This window comes from Pseudoalteromonas arabiensis (assembly GCF_001550155.1).
Lineage (GTDB): Bacteria > Pseudomonadota > Gammaproteobacteria > Enterobacterales > Alteromonadaceae > Pseudoalteromonas > Pseudoalteromonas arabiensis.
Window position 1 is genome coordinate 320,854 of record NZ_LRUF01000026.1, and the last position, 17,118, is coordinate 337,971.

14 protein-coding genes are annotated in these 17,118 nt (G+C 42.3%); 4 read left to right on the top strand and 10 right to left on the bottom strand.

Annotation, left to right across the window (positions count from 1 at the left end; genetic code table 11):
- The first annotated feature begins 43 nt into the window (after nucleotides 1-43).
- The 3 genes from PAARA_RS18580 (at nucleotide 44) to yegD (ending at nucleotide 3,014) form a co-directional block, all read left to right on the top strand.
- Complete coding sequence (locus tag PAARA_RS18580) at nucleotides 44-700, top strand: HAD family hydrolase (protein ID WP_062570482.1); 657 nt, start codon at nucleotides 44-46, stop codon at nucleotides 698-700.
- 32 nt (nucleotides 701-732) lie between these two features.
- Nucleotides 733-1,575, top strand: a complete 843-nt coding sequence (locus PAARA_RS18585) for a DNA ligase (protein ID WP_062570483.1) — start codon at nucleotides 733-735, stop codon at nucleotides 1,573-1,575.
- A 71-nt stretch (nucleotides 1,576-1,646) separates the two neighbouring features.
- Nucleotides 1,647-3,014 (top strand): molecular chaperone, encoded by a 1,368-nt coding sequence (yegD, locus tag PAARA_RS18590; RefSeq protein ID WP_062570484.1) that lies wholly within the window; start codon nucleotides 1,647-1,649, stop codon nucleotides 3,012-3,014.
- Between the two features lie 19 nt (nucleotides 3,015-3,033).
- Here yegD and PAARA_RS18595 read toward each other — a convergent pair whose 3' ends face one another.
- The 4 genes from PAARA_RS18595 to PAARA_RS18610 all read right to left on the bottom strand — a co-directional run bounded on the left by PAARA_RS18595 (nucleotide 3,034) and on the right by PAARA_RS18610 (nucleotide 7,444).
- Nucleotides 3,034-3,498: a methylglyoxal synthase gene (locus PAARA_RS18595; RefSeq protein WP_062570485.1), complete on the bottom strand. Its 465-nt coding sequence runs from the start codon at nucleotides 3,496-3,498 to the stop codon at nucleotides 3,034-3,036.
- A gap of 8 nt (nucleotides 3,499-3,506) precedes the next feature.
- Nucleotides 3,507-4,139, bottom strand: a complete 633-nt coding sequence (locus tag PAARA_RS18600; protein ID WP_062570796.1) for a LysE family translocator — start codon at nucleotides 4,137-4,139, stop codon at nucleotides 3,507-3,509.
- A gap of 96 nt (nucleotides 4,140-4,235) precedes the next feature.
- Nucleotides 4,236-6,074 (bottom strand): S8 family serine peptidase, encoded by a 1,839-nt coding sequence (locus PAARA_RS18605; protein ID WP_062570486.1) that lies wholly within the window; start codon nucleotides 6,072-6,074, stop codon nucleotides 4,236-4,238.
- Between the two features lie 200 nt (nucleotides 6,075-6,274).
- Entirely contained in the window at nucleotides 6,275-7,444 is a 1,170-nt protein-coding gene (locus PAARA_RS18610; RefSeq protein ID WP_062570487.1) for a multidrug effflux MFS transporter, read from the bottom strand.
- Between the two features lie 188 nt (nucleotides 7,445-7,632).
- On the opposite strand from PAARA_RS18610, the gene PAARA_RS18615 reads away from it, so the two are divergent.
- Complete coding sequence (locus PAARA_RS18615) at nucleotides 7,633-8,109, top strand: hotdog fold domain-containing protein (RefSeq protein WP_062570488.1); 477 nt, start codon at nucleotides 7,633-7,635, stop codon at nucleotides 8,107-8,109.
- Here the strand turns inward: PAARA_RS18615 and PAARA_RS18620 are convergent.
- The 6 genes from PAARA_RS18620 to PAARA_RS18645 form a co-directional block, all read right to left on the bottom strand.
- A complete protein-coding gene (locus PAARA_RS18620; protein WP_062570489.1) occupies nucleotides 8,106-8,594 on the bottom strand; it encodes a bactofilin family protein in 489 nt (162 codons plus the stop codon). The genes PAARA_RS18615 and PAARA_RS18620 overlap by 4 nt on opposite strands.
- Nucleotides 8,584-9,729 (bottom strand): M23 family metallopeptidase, encoded by a 1,146-nt coding sequence (locus PAARA_RS18625; protein WP_062570797.1) that lies wholly within the window; start codon nucleotides 9,727-9,729, stop codon nucleotides 8,584-8,586. The genes PAARA_RS18620 and PAARA_RS18625 overlap by 11 nt, the downstream gene beginning before the upstream one ends.
- Nucleotides 9,730-9,860: 131 nt before the next feature.
- A complete protein-coding gene (gene fahA, locus PAARA_RS18630) occupies nucleotides 9,861-11,174 on the bottom strand; it encodes a fumarylacetoacetase (RefSeq protein ID WP_062570490.1) in 1,314 nt (437 codons plus the stop codon).
- Nucleotides 11,175-11,329: 155 nt separating this feature from the next.
- On the bottom strand, nucleotides 11,330-12,376 hold the full coding sequence (gene hppD, locus PAARA_RS18635; protein WP_055021474.1) for a 4-hydroxyphenylpyruvate dioxygenase: 1,047 nt from the start codon (nucleotides 12,374-12,376) through the stop codon (nucleotides 11,330-11,332).
- Nucleotides 12,377-12,691: 315 nt separating this feature from the next.
- Nucleotides 12,692-15,415, bottom strand: a complete 2,724-nt coding sequence (locus PAARA_RS18640) for a metallophosphoesterase (RefSeq protein WP_062570491.1) — start codon at nucleotides 15,413-15,415, stop codon at nucleotides 12,692-12,694.
- Between the two features lie 115 nt (nucleotides 15,416-15,530).
- A complete protein-coding gene (locus PAARA_RS18645; RefSeq protein ID WP_062570492.1) occupies nucleotides 15,531-16,961 on the bottom strand; it encodes a peptide MFS transporter in 1,431 nt (476 codons plus the stop codon).
- Between the last annotated feature and the right edge of the window lie 157 nt (nucleotides 16,962-17,118).

The window sequence follows — 17,118 nt, forward strand, 5'->3', positions numbered from 1 at the left end:
GGTGCCAATGGCACCTTTTTACTTTAACTTTGAAGGAATGAGGATGACTTTAAAAGCAGTATTATTTGATATGGATGGCACGCTGGTTGATTCTGAAAGTGTGCATTTTAATATTTGGAATGATTTACTCGCGCCTTTTGGCGTGCAATATGATGAGGCTACATTTTGCCAACGCTTTTCAGGCAGACCGACCCTTGAAGCCGCAAAAGAAGTGGTTGAAAAATATCAGCTTACGATTAGCCCTGAACAATTAACAAATGATAAGTATGCTGCATTTGGTCGCTTCGTAAGCTCGAATTTGCCAGCGTTTATGCCTTACGCAAAAGAAGTATTAGAAGAAATTAAAGCGAGCGGTTTAAAAATGGCGTTAGTAACAGGCAGTGCTAAAGATGAAGCTTATCCTATTTTAAAAGGCTATGGCATTTTTGATTGGTTTGATTGTGTAGTCACGAAAGATGATGTGATAAATCCCAAGCCTGCAGGCGATCCATATCAACTCGCTCTTGATACCTTACAGATTAAGGCAGATGAAGCAATTGCAGTTGAAGATACATTCACAGGTGTAAGCGCTGCAAGTAACGCAAACGTGCCTGTGTTTGCTGTACCAAACCACTTCACATTAGAGCATGATTTTAGTAAAGCGGCAGGAAAGTTCGAGAATCTAAAAGATCTTCTAAAATGGGTACAAAATAAGCTATAGTTTAGAAAATGATTCTTTGCAGGGATGCATTTATGAGCTTTCTATTTCGCAGACTCGTTACTTTACTGTGCTGTAGCCTATTTACAGCAATCGCTGTGGCAACACCAAAAGTTCAACTCGCTAAAGTATATGACGCTGATAGTGTTGTTGTCAGTGATTACCTCGTGAGTGAAAAGTACGATGGTGTACGTGCAATCTGGACTGGCACTCAATTCCTAACCCGCGCAGGAAATACGATTAATGCGCCTGCTTGGTTTACAGCTCCTTTACCTAAGGTTTGGCTAGATGGCGAACTTTGGAGCAAACGGCAAGACTTCGCTAACCTGAGTGGCATTATTCGAACACAGCTTCCCATTGATAATGACTGGCAGAATGTAAGTTATATGGTCTTTGATATGCCAGACTCTAGCCTCCCTTTTAGCGAGCGTTATAAAAATTATCTAGGGTTGGTAGCGCAGTTAAACGTTAAGCACATAATCGCAGTAGAACAAAAACACTTTGAAAATAATCATCAACTTAGTATGTACATGGATGATTTAATAGCAAAGGGTGCTGAAGGAGTGATGCTACATTTAGCGTCTGCGGTGCATCGCTCTGGGCGCAGTGACGCTTTATTAAAGCTTAAACCCTATCTTGATGCCGAGGCGATTGTTATTGCGCATTTGCCAGGAAAAGGTAAGTATAAGAATATGTTAGGTGCACTTAAGGTACGTAGCGCTGAAGGAGTAGAGTTTAAAATTGGCTCGGGGTTTTCAGACCATCAGCGGCAATTTCCTCCGGCAATAGGCAGTACCGTTACCTACAAATACCATGGTTTTACCAAACATGGACTACCACGTTTCGCCAGCTTTTTACGTGAGCGAAGTGCCTTATAAGTTTAAACATTCAAAAACAGCTGTAATTATGGTAAATTTCGCGGCCTTTTTATTGATGTATAGGTAAGACGATGTTTGCAGGCTTTGATTATGGTAGCTCTAATTGCGCAATCGGTGTAATGAATAATGAGCAACAAGTCTCTTTAGTGCCACTTGAGCAAGGCAAACACTATTTACCTTCAACACTTTATACTCATCACAGCGCGTTGGTTGTTGATTTTGTAGCAAAGCACTTAGCTGGGAGCCAATTTGAGCACGACTTTAGAACTCAGCGTCAAGCGCTCCTTAATACTTTACCTCGCGTTAAATCCGACTTAGATATCCAAGCAGGCGATGAGACCTTATTTATTGGTCGTGAAGCCATTAGTGAATATGTGCAGTTTCCTGAGGAAGGTTATTTTGTTAAATCACCTAAGTCATTTTTTGGCGCGGTTGGCTTGAAACAAGGACAAATTAACTTTTTTGAAGACATTGCAACGGCGATGATTTTAAAAATTAAACAGCGCGCCGAGCAATCACTGCAAGAGTCATTAACAGAAACGGTCATTGGACGACCGGTAAACTTTCAATCAGTCGGTGGTGAAGAATCTAATCAACAAGCACTAGGAATTTTGGAGCGAGCAGCAAAGCGTGCTGGATTCAAAGAGGTGTCGTTTTTATATGAGCCGCTAGCGGCAGGGATTGATTATGAAACTTCATTGCAGGAAGACCAAAAAGTATTGGTTGTAGATATTGGCGGGGGTACCAGCGATTGTTCATTTGTACAAATGGGGCCGAGCTTTCGACAAAGTGAGTGTCGTGATAACGACTTTTTAGCTCACAGCGGGAAACGTGTTGGCGGTAATGACTTAGATATCGCGCTGAGCTTTCACGGTTTAATGCCGTTGCTTGGTTTAGGCACTGAGTTTAAATCGGGTCTTCCACTGCCTAATCAGCCGTTTTGGCAAGCCTGTAAAATCAATGATGTTAATCTACAAAGCTTGTTTTACAGTGATGCACACCATCGAGACCTTGTTACACAACTACGTGAAGTGCAACAGCCTGAGTTATTTAAGCGCTTAATTCATTTGCAACAAAATAAGCAAGGCCACCAATTAGTACAGCAGGGTGAGGCGGCAAAAATTGCACTCTCGTCAAGCAACGAATTTACCACTGATTTAGGGTTTTTAGACCCAGAGTTAAGTCAGTGCTTGACGTTAAATGATCTATCTTTAGCGGTAGATGACTCTATAAGCCAGATAGTAACGCTAGCTAAACAAGCCATAGCGGATGCTGGTACAACACCTGACGTTATTTATTTAACTGGAGGCAGTGCTCAGTCGCCATTGATTAAAGCGGCGTTAAAAGCTCACTTAGGTGGAATTAAGATGCTCAATGGGGATCACTTTGGCAGTGTCACTGCTGGCTTGACTAAATGGGCACATAAGCTATATCGCTAAATGTGCTCATTTATAAAGACTACAACGTAACTTGGCGTGTTGCTAAGTATTTCTCGTAATCAGGTAGCGTGCGATTAAGCTCGCTCTCCATCATGGGTGAGCTTAAAAGCATATCGGCACTGACCTCATTACAGGCGACAGGAATATTCCACACAGCGGCTAAACGTAGGAGTGCTTTTACATCTGGATCATGCGGCTGTGATGCGAGTGGATCCCAGAAAAAGACCAACATATGCACTTCATGCTCAGCAATTTTAGCACCTAACTGCTGATCGCCACCCATTGGACCACTTAATAATTTAATGACTTCAAGCCCTGTTGTGCGCTCGATTAAATGGCCTGTTGTACCTGTACCATACAGTGTGTGCTTGCTTAAAATACCTTGATGCTTTTCACACCACGCTTGCAGTGCCGCTTTTTTACCATCGTGGGCAACAAGGGCGATATTTTTCTTGGCAGGTAAGGCTTGTTGTTTTTGTTCCATAAGTGCTCTTAAATTAGTAGGTTAATTGCTAAGGCTATAAAGACCAGCCCGGTGATCCTATCAATCCAAATTTGGGTTTGTGGATGCTCACGAAAGTAACTGGCAATTTTATCGCCGAAATAAATATACGTGCAGTCGATTGGAAAAGCAAAAAGTGGGTAGAGTAGGCCAAAAAATGCGAGTTGAAATGTCGTTGATGATAAACTCGGATCGACGAATTGTGGAATAAAGGCAATGAAAAACAAAGCTACTTTAGGGTTGAGTACTTCGGTCATCATGGCTTGAAACATCACATTTTGCTTTTTACTGGTACTGACATGAGGTTTTTCGTCGCAATGTGGTTCAGGCTGATTAAAAGTACTTTTTAAGGTCATTAACCCTAAATAGCAAAGGTATGCAGCACCTAAGTATTGTACTGTGGTATAAGCGACTGCAGATGCCTTTAATATGGCTGTTAACCCAATGACGGCAAAAAAGGTGTGCACAACGCCGCCAAGTGCAAATCCGAATGCGCTTTGCAGGCCCGCTGCTCTACCATTGGCAAAGGTTTGTGCCATTAAAAATGCGTTAGAAGGCCCAGGAGCTACGGCAATCAAAAAACTGGCGCCGAGAAACGAGAGCAAAAATTCGGGATTAATCATTGGCATAAGATAAAAAAGATGGATAGCTGATTCTAACAAGCTTACAGAAAAAGAAAAAGCGGGCATCATGGCCCGCTTATCTCGTAGGGTAGGAAATTAGAAATTAGCAGTGCTGTTATTTGAACAAATAGTTGTACTTTGCGCTTCACATACTTGGTAAGTGTAAGAGCCACCGCCTTTAGTTGTAATGGTATCTGTGTAGCTATTGGTGTTTGCCATAGAGCCCAGTTTGCTGCCATTACGATAGATATCAACAGTACTTGTTGCTGCACCATGCCAGCTTAAATCAATATAGGCAGTACCTTTTGATTTATAACCTGATGTTGAAAGATTGATAGCATCGCTGCCAGGTGTTGTGCCGCCACCATCATTGCCGCCAGCACAACCATTTGCTGTGAGATATGCATCTGCTGCAGCCGCTTTAACGATACCGTGACCAAAGTACACATCGTGACCTGCAGCACCTTGATCCTCTGCTGTTGCTTTAAGGGCATCACGGATTTCTGTACCAGTACACTCCGTGTGATTAGACCAAACGAGTGCTGCAATACCTGAAACAGCAGGTGTTGCCATTGATGTACCGCTCATGAAACCATAATCACTGGTACCAATTGCGATATCAATCGTTGTGCTTGAAAGAAGCGCTGAACGGTCTTCAAGTGCAGCACCTACAGCTGGAATGCTGGTATCATTTGTATCGCCTAATGTAGCGTATAACATACCCGCTTCGTTATTGATGATAACAGCACCGATACCACCTGAGTTCTCGCAGTTATTTACCTTGTCATAGAACGAGATATTACCGCGGTCAATCATACAAATTTTGCCCGCTGCGCCCGCATCAATACTTTCAGCAGTACCCATGTAATAAGCCGTGCCTGATGCATTCCCTGAGTTTTCCATTGATGAAGTAGCAAAGCCTGCGCCATCAGCTGCTAAGCTAGCTGACGTTGCCATACCTGCAGGGTAAGTAGAAAGTGTATCAACCCCACCTGCAGTTACTTCGACACAGATTGTTTCGTCTGTTGTTGCACGTTTTCCACGGCCTGAAGTACAGCTAGGGAACTGTGAAAAGTCGGCAATTTGATTGTTTGCATCATTGGCACCCACCATCATCACTGAAGGGTAACCAGCAGGGTATGAACGGACACTATTGCCATCGTTACCAGCAGCAGCAACAACTAAGCCGCCAGCATTTGTGAAATTAGCAAACGCGTTAGATTCGGTGCTATTTGAACCACCGCCACCTAAGCTCATGCTGATGATATTCGCACCTGCTTGAGAGCATAAATCCGCTGCGTGCGCTAAATCTGATGAGTAACCCCAACCTTCAGCATTGAATACTTTAATGATATGCATTGCTACACCCGGTGCCATACCGACAACACCAATATTGTTATCTGCAGCACCAATAGTACCCGCTACGTGAGTACCGTGCGGGCCGCCATTATCGAACCAGTTACCAGTACCACTGTCGTTATCACCTGTAATGTTGCCCCAAATGAAGTCTGGATTGGTTGCATCTAGGCCAGAGTCAATTACACACACTTTCATGCCCGCATTCGCATCAAACGTCACCTGATCAGCCTGTGATTGATAAACCGCGTAAGGTGTTAACTGCTGCTGCATAGGATTACCAGCATCGTCATTGTATACTGCCATAGGTATACGCTTTTGATCTTCTTCAATTAGTTTAATGTGAGGGTTGTTAAGCAAGCCTTTTATACTTGCTAGGTCGTGACCGGAGAATTGTGCTGCAATAAAACCATTACCATCAACTTTGATATCACCGCCCAGTTTTTTTGCGAGTGCTTTCACAACGCCTTTTTTGTTATTGTCTACTTGGATGATGTAACGATCATCTGCTGCGTTGGCTGTTCCTGCTGCACACAATCCGCTGATGATTAACGCTAAAGCTAGTTTATTCTTTTTCATATTTTGTATCCCAAACGTGTATTAAGGTTAACATTTTGTTAACTTGGGTAAACAATAATTTAATAACTACGCAGGTACAAGTTTAATTATACTAAAAATCGGAATAAAATGTTCTAGAAACAGTTCTTTAATAGCATTTAGTTATAACGGGAAGGCTAAACGGGTAAATAGAGTATAATAATTCTTATTTACCCATCTTGTTATGATAATTGTTTGTATTTAAAAAGTAAGTAGGCAAATGGAATGAGCATTAGAAAGTGCACGCTAATCAATACTGGCGTTGTTAGCTCCAGTAACTGGGTTAAAAATACTAAAAAGCTTGCTCCACTCATTTGCATAAGACCCACTAGTGCAGAGGCTGTTCCAGCTTGTTTTGGGAATAAACTTAGCGCTCGCCCTGCAGATGAGCCGAGTGTTAGCGCATAGCCAAAGGCGGCAATAAACATAGGAAACATTAAAGCTAAGGCTGAGCGTTGTTGGCTAAGAGCAAGCATAATACACCCAGATAACACTAATAATAAAAGTCCAGCTTTTAAAGCACGTTTGGGCTGTCTTTTGATATAAATGGGCATAATAAAGCTGGCAAGAATGCTCAAAGCAGCATTACAGGTAAACCAAAAAGTGAAGTCAGCCACACTGCCATCAAGCTCAGTGATTAGCCAGCCTGGCGCGAGGGTCACAAAGACTAAAATAGCCGACATCGTGACTAAACAAATTAAGCTATGAAATAAAAACAGCGGTGTAGAAATAATCGGTATAAAGCGTCTTAGGTCGAGAATATGGCCTCTGTAAACACTATCTGTTGGGCGTGTTTCTTTGAAGAGTAATAAAACAATACACAAGCTGACAAGCGCAAATCCAGCCATAAATAAAAAGTTCATTCGCCAACCAAATTGCACGGTTAACCAAGCGCCTAGAATAGGGGCGAGGGCAGGAATAAAGCAAACGATACCATTTAAGTAAGTAATGATCTGACCGCTACGTTCGCTACCAAATTTATCTCTGACTATTGCAAAAGCGACGACAAAAGTTGCGCATGCTCCCAAGCCCTGTAATGCCCTTGCGATCATCAACGTGGTAAAGTCTGGAGCCAAATAGGCCCCGAATGCCGCTAGACCATAAATCGTAACACCGGTAATAGCCACAGGCTTACGGCCAAACTTATCGGCAAGTGGTCCCGCAATTAGCTGACCAAGACCCACTGTTAGCATAAAAATAGCCACTGTTTGCTGAAGTTGCTTTTCTGATGCATTGAGTTGTTCAGCAATGGTAGGGAATGCTGGAAGATAAATATCAATACCTAGAGGGCAAAAAATGACCAATAGGCCAAGGATGAATAATAAACTCAGATTTCTGTGCTGTGACTGCATTAGCTCTCCTTTAAAGCAATATTTTATGTGCCCGTTAAAGAAAAGAAAAGCGTTGATATCTATTTATCTGAGGTACATACGTAGTCATTAAGGAAAAGAAGGTTTGCTAACATAAAATTTCCATTTCGCTATCTGGTCTGATGTGTTAGTTTTTTCACTTAGATAATAAAAATAATGGATACACTGTCGTGAGTTCACAATCATCATTATTAAAAATTTGGTCTAGATGTCAGTCATTGCCAAAAGGTAACTGGCTGTTTAGTAAGGCTGTGTGTTTTAAAGCTCCTTATTTTGGCTCAATAAAGCCATTAATCACAGATTTAACAGCAGGGTATTGCAGTGCAACCGTCAAAAATCGCCGGGCAATCCATAATCACATAGGGACTATCCATGCAATCGCACAGTGTAATGTGGCTGAGCTATGCGCTGGCTTGATGGTCGATGCAACCGTACCTGCAAAAACGCATCGCTGGATACCAAAAGGGATGACGGTTAATTATTTAGCAAAAATTGACACCGATATGCGTGCTATCGCAAAGATAGATGTGCCAAGAGAATGGCTAGAAAAGCAAGATTTGATTGTACCGGTGAAGGTCTACAATAACCACGATGAATTAGTATTCACCGCGGATATCACTATGTATGTAACAGCTAAGAAGGGCTAGGATTTATCGGCGGCCTGTTTATTCACAAATGAGAGATCATTGTCATCATCTGCAAGGATTGAAGAGGGAGAGCCCTCTTCGCTTTCTGGCTTGATAGGCGCAATGTTATCTTCTTCGTGACGGTGCTTAAGGCTACCTTCAATAATTGCACCTGCTTCGATGCTCAATGTGTCGTGAAACACATCACCATGGACCTCAGCAGTACTTTCTATAACGACCTTATTTGCGATTAATGAGCCGATAATTTTACCTTTAACAACGACACTATCAGCTTCAACAACACCTTCAACCATACCTGAGCTGCCTATTACAAGATGCTTAACGCGCAGATCACCATCAATGCGACCATCAAGTTGTACTTCACCTTGGCTGGTGATAGAGCCAGTTAGACGCATGTCTTCTGCGATAATTGAGGGGGTAAGGTTTGTTCTTTTTAACGATGAGTTTGTTGAGCTAGTTGTTGTTTGTTTTTTTTTACCGAACACGAGTAAGCGCCTTTGTTATTTTTACAGGGTTGACATGTTTGCCATTAACTAGAACTTCGTAATGTAGATGCGTACTTGTGCTGCGACCAGTACTTCCCATCAAACCAATCACATCATCTTTAGTAACGGCTTGCCCCTTTTTTACTTTAATTTTATTTAAATGACCAAAGCGGGTTACGAAACCATTTTTATGTTGTAATTCAATAAAGTTACCGTAACCACCATTGCGGCCTGCACGAAGTACAGTACCATCTGCAGGGGCGAAAATCTCCGTTTTATGCCAGCCTGCTAAGTCGACACCTTTATGGAATGCACGACGACCGTTCATCGGGTCTTTACGAAGCCCGAAACTACTTGAAATATAGTAATCTGCTGCCGGAAGCGTTTGTGGTAACTCACTTAACAGGTTTTCTAGGTTATTTAGAGTGAGGAGTTTATCTGCAACGGCTAAAAACTCAGCGGGAATTTTTGATTCATCAAATAAATCGAGTGGTCCACCTTGTGCTGTATCTGCTTGCTCATGTAGCGCTTCTGAAGCAAACGTTTCGTTTAAACCAGCTCCTTCTAACATGGCAATAATTGCCGCATGGCGTTGTGTTATCTGTTCATCGAGTAAGGCAAAGCTGCGGTTGTAGTTAGCATCAAGACGCGCAAAGCGCTCTGCAACAGCGTTAAAACGATTGGCTTGATTTGGCTCATCTTCCAATGGTGCATGAAATTCTTCAGTATGCTGCTTGGTTGGCAATATAGGCGATGCTGAGTCATCCGTTGTTGTATCTGTGCTCATCGATTCAGGCAAAGATTCAAGCATACTTTGCAGTAAAGCTTGTTTTTGTTCAAGTACCGCTAGCTGCTCAAGCTGCTTAGTGTATTCGTTTTGTTGTTGTTGATGCTGTTTTTGCCATGCTTGCTGTTCGCTAAGCTGGCTTTGTTTTATATCTGTAATTTTATCGGCTTGGGAGATAATTTGCAGAGTAGAAACACTTAACCACGTCACAGCTGTTAATAAAGCAAGTAATGCAGTTAGTTGAACCCAAGGTGCTAATACTAGGTGTTTTACTTCGCCATTTTGACGGATCAGCAGCTGTCTAGCTGGAAAAAACGTACGATAAAAGGACTTAATATTAACAAACATGGCGTGCAAAAATTGGATAAATACCGAGCTAAGATAACAATCTGAACTAAAAAAGCCAGAAAAAAATTGTAACTCAAGAAAAAAAGCAGCAAAAAAGGGCACAAGTGGCCCTTAACTATGCTGTTATACCGTTATTTTGCAGGCAGTACTGTTCCTTCAACAGAACCAAAACCGATGCGTGCAAAGCCTTCTTTCTCACACCAGCCACGCATAATTACGTTGTCGCCGTCTTCTAAGAAAGCACGTTGCTCGCCATTAGCAAGAGTGATTTTTTCTTTGCCGCCGCGCGATAGCTCTAGTAATGAACCTGCTTCTTCATGCTCAGGGCCTGATTGCGTACCCGAACCTAACATGTCGCCTGGTTGGAAGTTACAGCCGTTTACTGTGTGGTGAGTGACCATTTGCGCCACTGTCCAGTATGAATGTTTAAAGCTAGATTTAGATACCTGTGTTGGTGCTTCGCCAGCTGCACGCATCTTTTCAGTTTCTAGTTGCACATCCATTTTGATATCGAATGCACCAAACTCACGGTTATGCGCTGACTCTAAATAGTCCATTGGTTGTGGATCATTTTCGTCACGTGTCCAGTTTGTTCTAAATGGTGCCAGCGCTTCTGTCGTAACAATCCAAGGTGATACAGTTGATGCGAAGTTTTTCGCAAGGAATGGGCCAAGGGGCTGATATTCCCACGCTTGTAAGTCACGTGCAGACCAGTCATTAAATACACAGAAACCAAATACATGGTTTTCTGCATTTTCAATAGCAATTGCATCGCCTAATTCATTACCTTTACCAAGGTAAATACCTAACTCAAGTTCGTAGTCTAGGCGTTTACAAGGGCCGAATGATGGTACTTCTGCATCTGGCGCTTTGGTTTGACCGTTAGGGCGGTGGAACGTTTGACCTGAAACATCAATTGATGATGAACGACCGTGATAACCAATTGGTACCCATTTGTAGTTAGGCAAAAGTGGGTTATCAGGACGGAATAAACTACCTACCGCTGTTGCGTGGTAAATAGAGGTATAGAAATCAGTGTAATCACCAATACGGCACGGCAGCGCAAATTCGATGTCTGCTTGAGCGATAAGTGCTTCGCTTAATTGTGCTTGCTCACTAGCACCTTCACGAAGTGCTTTTGATAGCGCAAGACGAAGTGCAGACCAATACTGCTGACCAAGACCCATAAATTCATTTAATGTAGCTTGGCTTGCTGCTTTAACGGCAACTTGTGCATCACCAGAGAATAAACCAAGTTCGTTTACTTTTGCTAAATCGATAACTTGGTCACCAATTGCTACAGCGCCACGGAACACTTCGTCTGAATTTTTACGACGTACTTCTGCAAAAGGAAGGTTTTGAATTGGGAAGTCACAGTTCGCTTCGTTAGCAGATGCAACCCAGCTTTTTAGATTAATATCGTGGGTTTCGTTAATTAGGCTCATACTCTTTCCTTATTTGTTCGCGCTGATTTATTAGTTATCTATATGGAGGCAATCAACGCAATTTAAACAGTTAGTTTAAAACAGAATTTAAAACGACAAAAAGCAGCGTGTGAATATACCCAAACCACACGCTGCTTTTTAGACATCAGGGTGCGTTAGATTACACCACGACGCTCTTGATCACGTTCGATTGATTCGAAAAGTGCTTGGAAGTTACCTTCACCGAAACCGCCGTCATCTACACGTTGAATCATCTCGATAAAGATAGGACCAAATAGGTTCTTCGAGAAGATTTGCAGTAAGTAACAGTTTTCGCTTTGGCTATCTACCAAGATTTGGTGCTTACGGATCTTCTCTTTGTCTTCTTTAACCCAAGGCACACGGTCAAAAATGGTGTCATAGTACTCAGGGATGATATCAAGCGTTGCAATCGTTGATTGGTCAAGCTTATCAAGTGAGCTTACTAAGTCGTTAGTAAGGAATGCTAAATGCTGTACACCCGGACCATTGTACTCATTTAAGTACTCATCGATTTGGTTGTTGTTGTTATCTTTACCTTCATTGATTGGAATCGAGAAAGTACCGCACGGAGATTTAAGTGCGTAAGATAATAACGCTGTTTTTTGACCTTTAATGTCGAAGTAACGAACTTCTGTAAAACCAAATACGTCTTTATAGAAGTTAGCCCATGTTTCCATCGTGCCTTTATATACGTTATTGGTTAAATGGTCGATACGGATGAAGCCTTTGTCTTCAACAATGTTTTGCTCGCTTAAGTCTTCGAAATCTGACTCATAGATAGAGCCTTTATCACCAAACTGTTCGATGAAGTAGATTAAGCTGTCGCCGATACCGTAGATAGCAGGGTATGGTAAATTTTTATGTGTTGAGTCTGTCGCAGGTTTTGCACCGCGCTCAACAGCAACCTCGAATGCTTTTTGTGCATTCTCTACACGCCAACCCATAGAACAGATTGCTGGGCCGTGGCTTTTAGCAAATTCAGCAGAAAAACCTTCACGCTCATTGTTTAGTAAGAAATGAATGTCATGCTGGTTGTAGTAAACAATGTCTTTACCCTTGAATTTTTTTAGCTTAGAAAAGCCAAAATCAGTAAACACTTTGTCCATGTAATCTGCATCAGGTGTTGCATATTCAGTGAATTCAATGCCCATTAGGCCTAACGGATTATTTACTTCGCTCATTGTCATTACTCCCGCAATTATAAGCACTGCGCTAAAAAAGAATTATTGTTCTGTAATGAGCGGATGATTAACCAGAAAACCGATAAGGGGAAGATCTCGGCGTTATTTAGCTAACGCCCCCTTTGTAAATTAAATGGGACAATGATTTTAATTTTAGCTATTGCACTATCTGAGGCGGTGAATGGGTCACCATTTAGGCAAGTGTTTGGTATGTTGTTTTTAATTTATCTATATGTATTTAAAGGTAAAGTAATAGATTTTTCAGGCGTAAAAAAAGGCCTTGGACGGCCTTTTTTATTAAGTTGAATGTATAGATTAGTTTACAGTTTGGCGTGCTTTGTTAAAAAACTTACTGCGCTGTTGTAACCAAGGGTTATTCATAATTTGAGGTGCAGCTTGATAATGTCGCTCAACTACTTGGTTTAAGGTGCGAGTAGACTGCGTGAAGTTGAGTTGCTGCTGCGCACTACCCATGTTTGCAATTTCGGCGTCTGTCATAGCGCGACCTGCAAAGAGGAGTGCATTTAAATACCCTGGTTTAGTTTCGTAGTCATTATCGGTTAAAAGTAACGCTGCACTGTTGATTGCCCAGCGCTCATTGACTTCGCCTTCGTCTTTAATACCAATGAGCTCGCCATCAAGGTAAATTTTTAGTGCGCCATTGTTTGGGGCAGCATAAAACACAAAGGCAATACGGTGCCAGCTGTTTGCCAAAAGCTCGCCAAAATAACCGCTGTCACGCGTGGCGATACCGATGGCATTATCTCGGTTAACGTAAAGGTCTGCATCATTGCTATTAGTGAGATCTGTTTGTAGTAATGCACGCCATTCATTGGTGCTTTGCTCTGGCCAAAGCACATCCATCACCAGCGTGTAATCTGAAATAAACCCGTCAGTTTGGTAGTCACCATTTGCAGGGCTATTGGCTGTAAGTGTTAAGCCTTGGCTTGGGCTGTGGCGAGAAAACGCCAATACACCTGAGGCACCACTTGGTAAATCAGCAACTGCAAGCTCAGTAGTGGTTGCAAATTGGCTATTCTCTGGCCCCCAATTTTTTTCTTCAGGGTCATAAAAGCTAAGTGTTGCAGGGCCAAAGTCACTGCTAAAACCTTGCTCAGGATTATTAAAATTCCATACAGTGACTGCATCGTCAGTTTTGCAGGCGTTAAGTGTGTTATCAGTGTCGATGTATAAACATTGGCTAGTGCGTGTCCGTGCGTAGTTATCAAGCAGCCACCAACTTTCAGCGACTAATTGCGCGTCTAAGTTTGGCAGAGCAGGGAAGAACAACTCGCTATTAAGCGCAGGGCCTTTAAATAGAGCAACTTGGTATGTGGTTGCATCACTGATGTTATCAGGCGTTAAAGCGACCCATTCAGGCTGGCTTTCAAGCATGGTTTTTAATTGGCTGCCAGTCACCGCGACTCGATACATTGAATTAAAGCCTGGGGTATTCGATGGCTGGCGTTCAACCTTAAACGCCGCATGAAAGTCTTCTTGAGTTAAGGTGCCTGGAAGCCAGCGATCTTGCACTTGGCTTGCATCTAGCAGTGCGGCATCAATAGCAGGGAATTGCTGCATCGTGGCTTTGGCTGTAATAGTAATGAGTTCTTCTGCACTTGGGTAATTTTCTGAAACGGCAATTTCGGTATTTGCATCAGGGGCGTAGCGGCCCATGATTTCATCGATGGCGGCTTTCGTGCGCTCATCTAAATTGGTAATGCTGGTTGTTGGTACGGTATTGTAATCAACATCAGCGAGCGTATTGTCTTCAAGGTTAAAGGTTAACGTGAGATCAGTTAGGCCTTGTGCAAAAAAGTTTGGCTGAATAACAATACTGCCATTATCTAAGGTTTGATAGCTTTCACCACCATGGGTGTGGCCACCCAGTACTAAATCAATTCCCGCCACGTTTTGCGCAATGCGAGTGTCTGTGCCTTCACCTAAATGACTCACCATGACCATGTAATCAACATCTTGGCGGTACTGGTTAACAATTTGCTCAGCCACTTCTTGCCATTGCCAATTCATTTTGAAATTAGCGATAAAATCAGGAATTGGCTCGTCTTCAATAGGTTCATCAAGTTCATTCCAAGGCACGGAAGTCATGCCAAAAAAACCGATGCGAAGGCAACCTACTTGCACAACTGAAAAATCGACACCGGCAAACGGCGTATCACTGTTACCCTCATAGTCAGTATTGCTTGAAAGCACGATGGCATTATCGTCATCAGCAAAATCAAGTAATTGCTCTGGTCCCCATGCATAGTCGTGGTTACCAATCACGCGTACGTCAAAGGCCATGGCTTTTATTGCCTCGACCGTGGCTAAGCCTTGTGAAGTTTGCTCGGCTACGGTGCCTTTTTCATAATCATCGCCACCATTGGAGAACAAAGTGTTTGGGTTTTCCAGTTTGGCATTATCGTAGTAACTACGAATACGGCTGAATAAGTGCTCTTTAAAGCCAAAGCGCGCGTGTAAATCAGCAACATGAATAAAGCGCACTGTTTGTGAACTTGCTGTATCAACACATTGTTCGCCAATTGTTTTACTGATTGCAGGAATGCTGCGCGACATTAATGCGTAGGTACCAAAGCTGGTAATTTCACTTTCCGCAAAGCCCTCTTCGTTGAAATTGGTTGGCAGAGGTTGCCACTGCTCATCTTGTAGCATAACAATACTAAATGCGAGGTTGGTTTGTTGCTGGGGGAGTTTTATAGAAAGGGTTAATGATTTAGAGAATACTAAATTATTCGGTCTGAAAGTATGTCTTGCAGAGACAATGTTTTGCTCAATATCTGCTGTGGTTGCTGCTGTTTCAGTATAGGTAAAAGTCGTATCGGTAGAGACGGTATTACTATCTGCATTCAGGCGTACACTACCATTAGCAAATTGTTCGGAAAAACCTGAACTGACTGAAATAATTAAACCAGACTGGCTTGGGGTGGTGGCAACCTCTTTCGTTGTTTTATCGCCGCCACAGGCTACAAGCAGTAATGTGGTAAAAAAAATGATTAAGAGTTGATTGAAAAAGCGCACTGTATCACTTCCAAACCTATACAAACTATTATCAAATTATAGTATCAGTATTGCGGACAGCGATATAGCATTAATAAAGAAAAACCCCACAGCGGGCGCTGTGGGGGAATATTTTTTACTGCTTTTCGGCAGTTACTTCTAGCTCTTCAGCTAGAATGTGTTCAGTTGTTTGCGGCTCATGATGGCCTTCGGCACCATGCATCCACTTAACTAGCTTGTCGCTCAGTAAGTACATAATGACAGCAGATAGGATTGCTGTAGCACCTAAGCCGATGAAAATACCCATTGCATTATCAACAGCTTCTTCGCCTTCACCTAAGAATGAACCTACGAAACCTGCAATCTTGTTAGCAACAGCTGTACATAAGAACCAAATACCCATAAGCATTGATGCTAAACGTAATGGCGCAAGTTTACTCACCATTGATAAACCAATGGGTGATAAACATAACTCACCTAAGGTATGGAAAAGGTAGAAAAGAACCAGCCACATCATGCTAATTTGCAGGTTGTCACCCTGACCTTGTGTCATTAGAGCAAAAATCATTGTGATGAAACCAAGTGCTAAGAAAATAAGTGCAATAGCGAACTTAACAGGTGAGTTAGGCTCACGCTTATCTAGCTTCAACCAAACGATAGCAACTAACGGTGCAAAAACGATGATGAAAATTGAGTTTAATGATTGGAACCATGAAGCAGGTACTTCAAAGCCTAATAGCATACGGTCAGTGTAATCGTTAGCGAACAGGTTCATTAAACCACCTGCTTGCTCAAAGCCCATCCAGAAAATGATACTGAATACACTCATGGTGAAAATAACTTTAATGCGGTCAGTTTCAACTTTAGTAAGTGGCTCTTTAGTGTTTGATTCAGACTGAGCTTGTGAAAGCTTAGCTGATGGAACAACACCAATATCGCCTAAGTATTTGTTACTTAATGCAAGTTGCATAAGTACAGAGATCACCATACCGATACCGGCTACGATGAAGCCCCATTGCCAACCCATTGCTGCGGCAGCATAGCCCGCAATAAGTGGGCCTAATGCACCACCTAGGTTGATACCCATGTAGAAGATAGTGAATGCGCCATCACGACGTTGATCACCCTCTTTATATAAGTCACCCACCATAGTAGAGATATTTGGCTTAAATAAACCATTACCTAAACAAAGTAAGGTTAAGCCAATATAAAAAACGTTCTCTTCTTGGCCTGCAAGGTAACCGTGTGGAATACCCATTGTGAAATGGCCGGCAGCCATTAGTAAACCACCAAGGATAATAGCTTTACGTTGTCCTAAAACGTTATCTGCTAACCAACCACCCAATAGTGGTGTGATATAAACAGCCATTGTAAAAGTACCGTAAAGACTCAAAGCATCAGCATTTGACCAGCCGAAACCACCTTCTTGAACAAGTGCAACTAAGTACAATACTAGAATAGCGCGCATGCCATAATAACCGAATCGTTCCCACATTTCTGTGCCGAACAACAGGAACAGCCCTTTAGGATGCCCTAAAAAGTCACCTGCTTTAGGTAATGAACTCATATTTACTTCCTAACTCTAAGTTTTTATTGAGGCCTTATTATTTTTGCTTTGGTCGTTCTAGTTTTTATTAAATGAACGGGTGGCCATGTTTTAGATGCAGCTAAGATAATGGTTTGTTGCTCAAGTTTTGAACTTGAAAGTAAGGGACACACCCTTA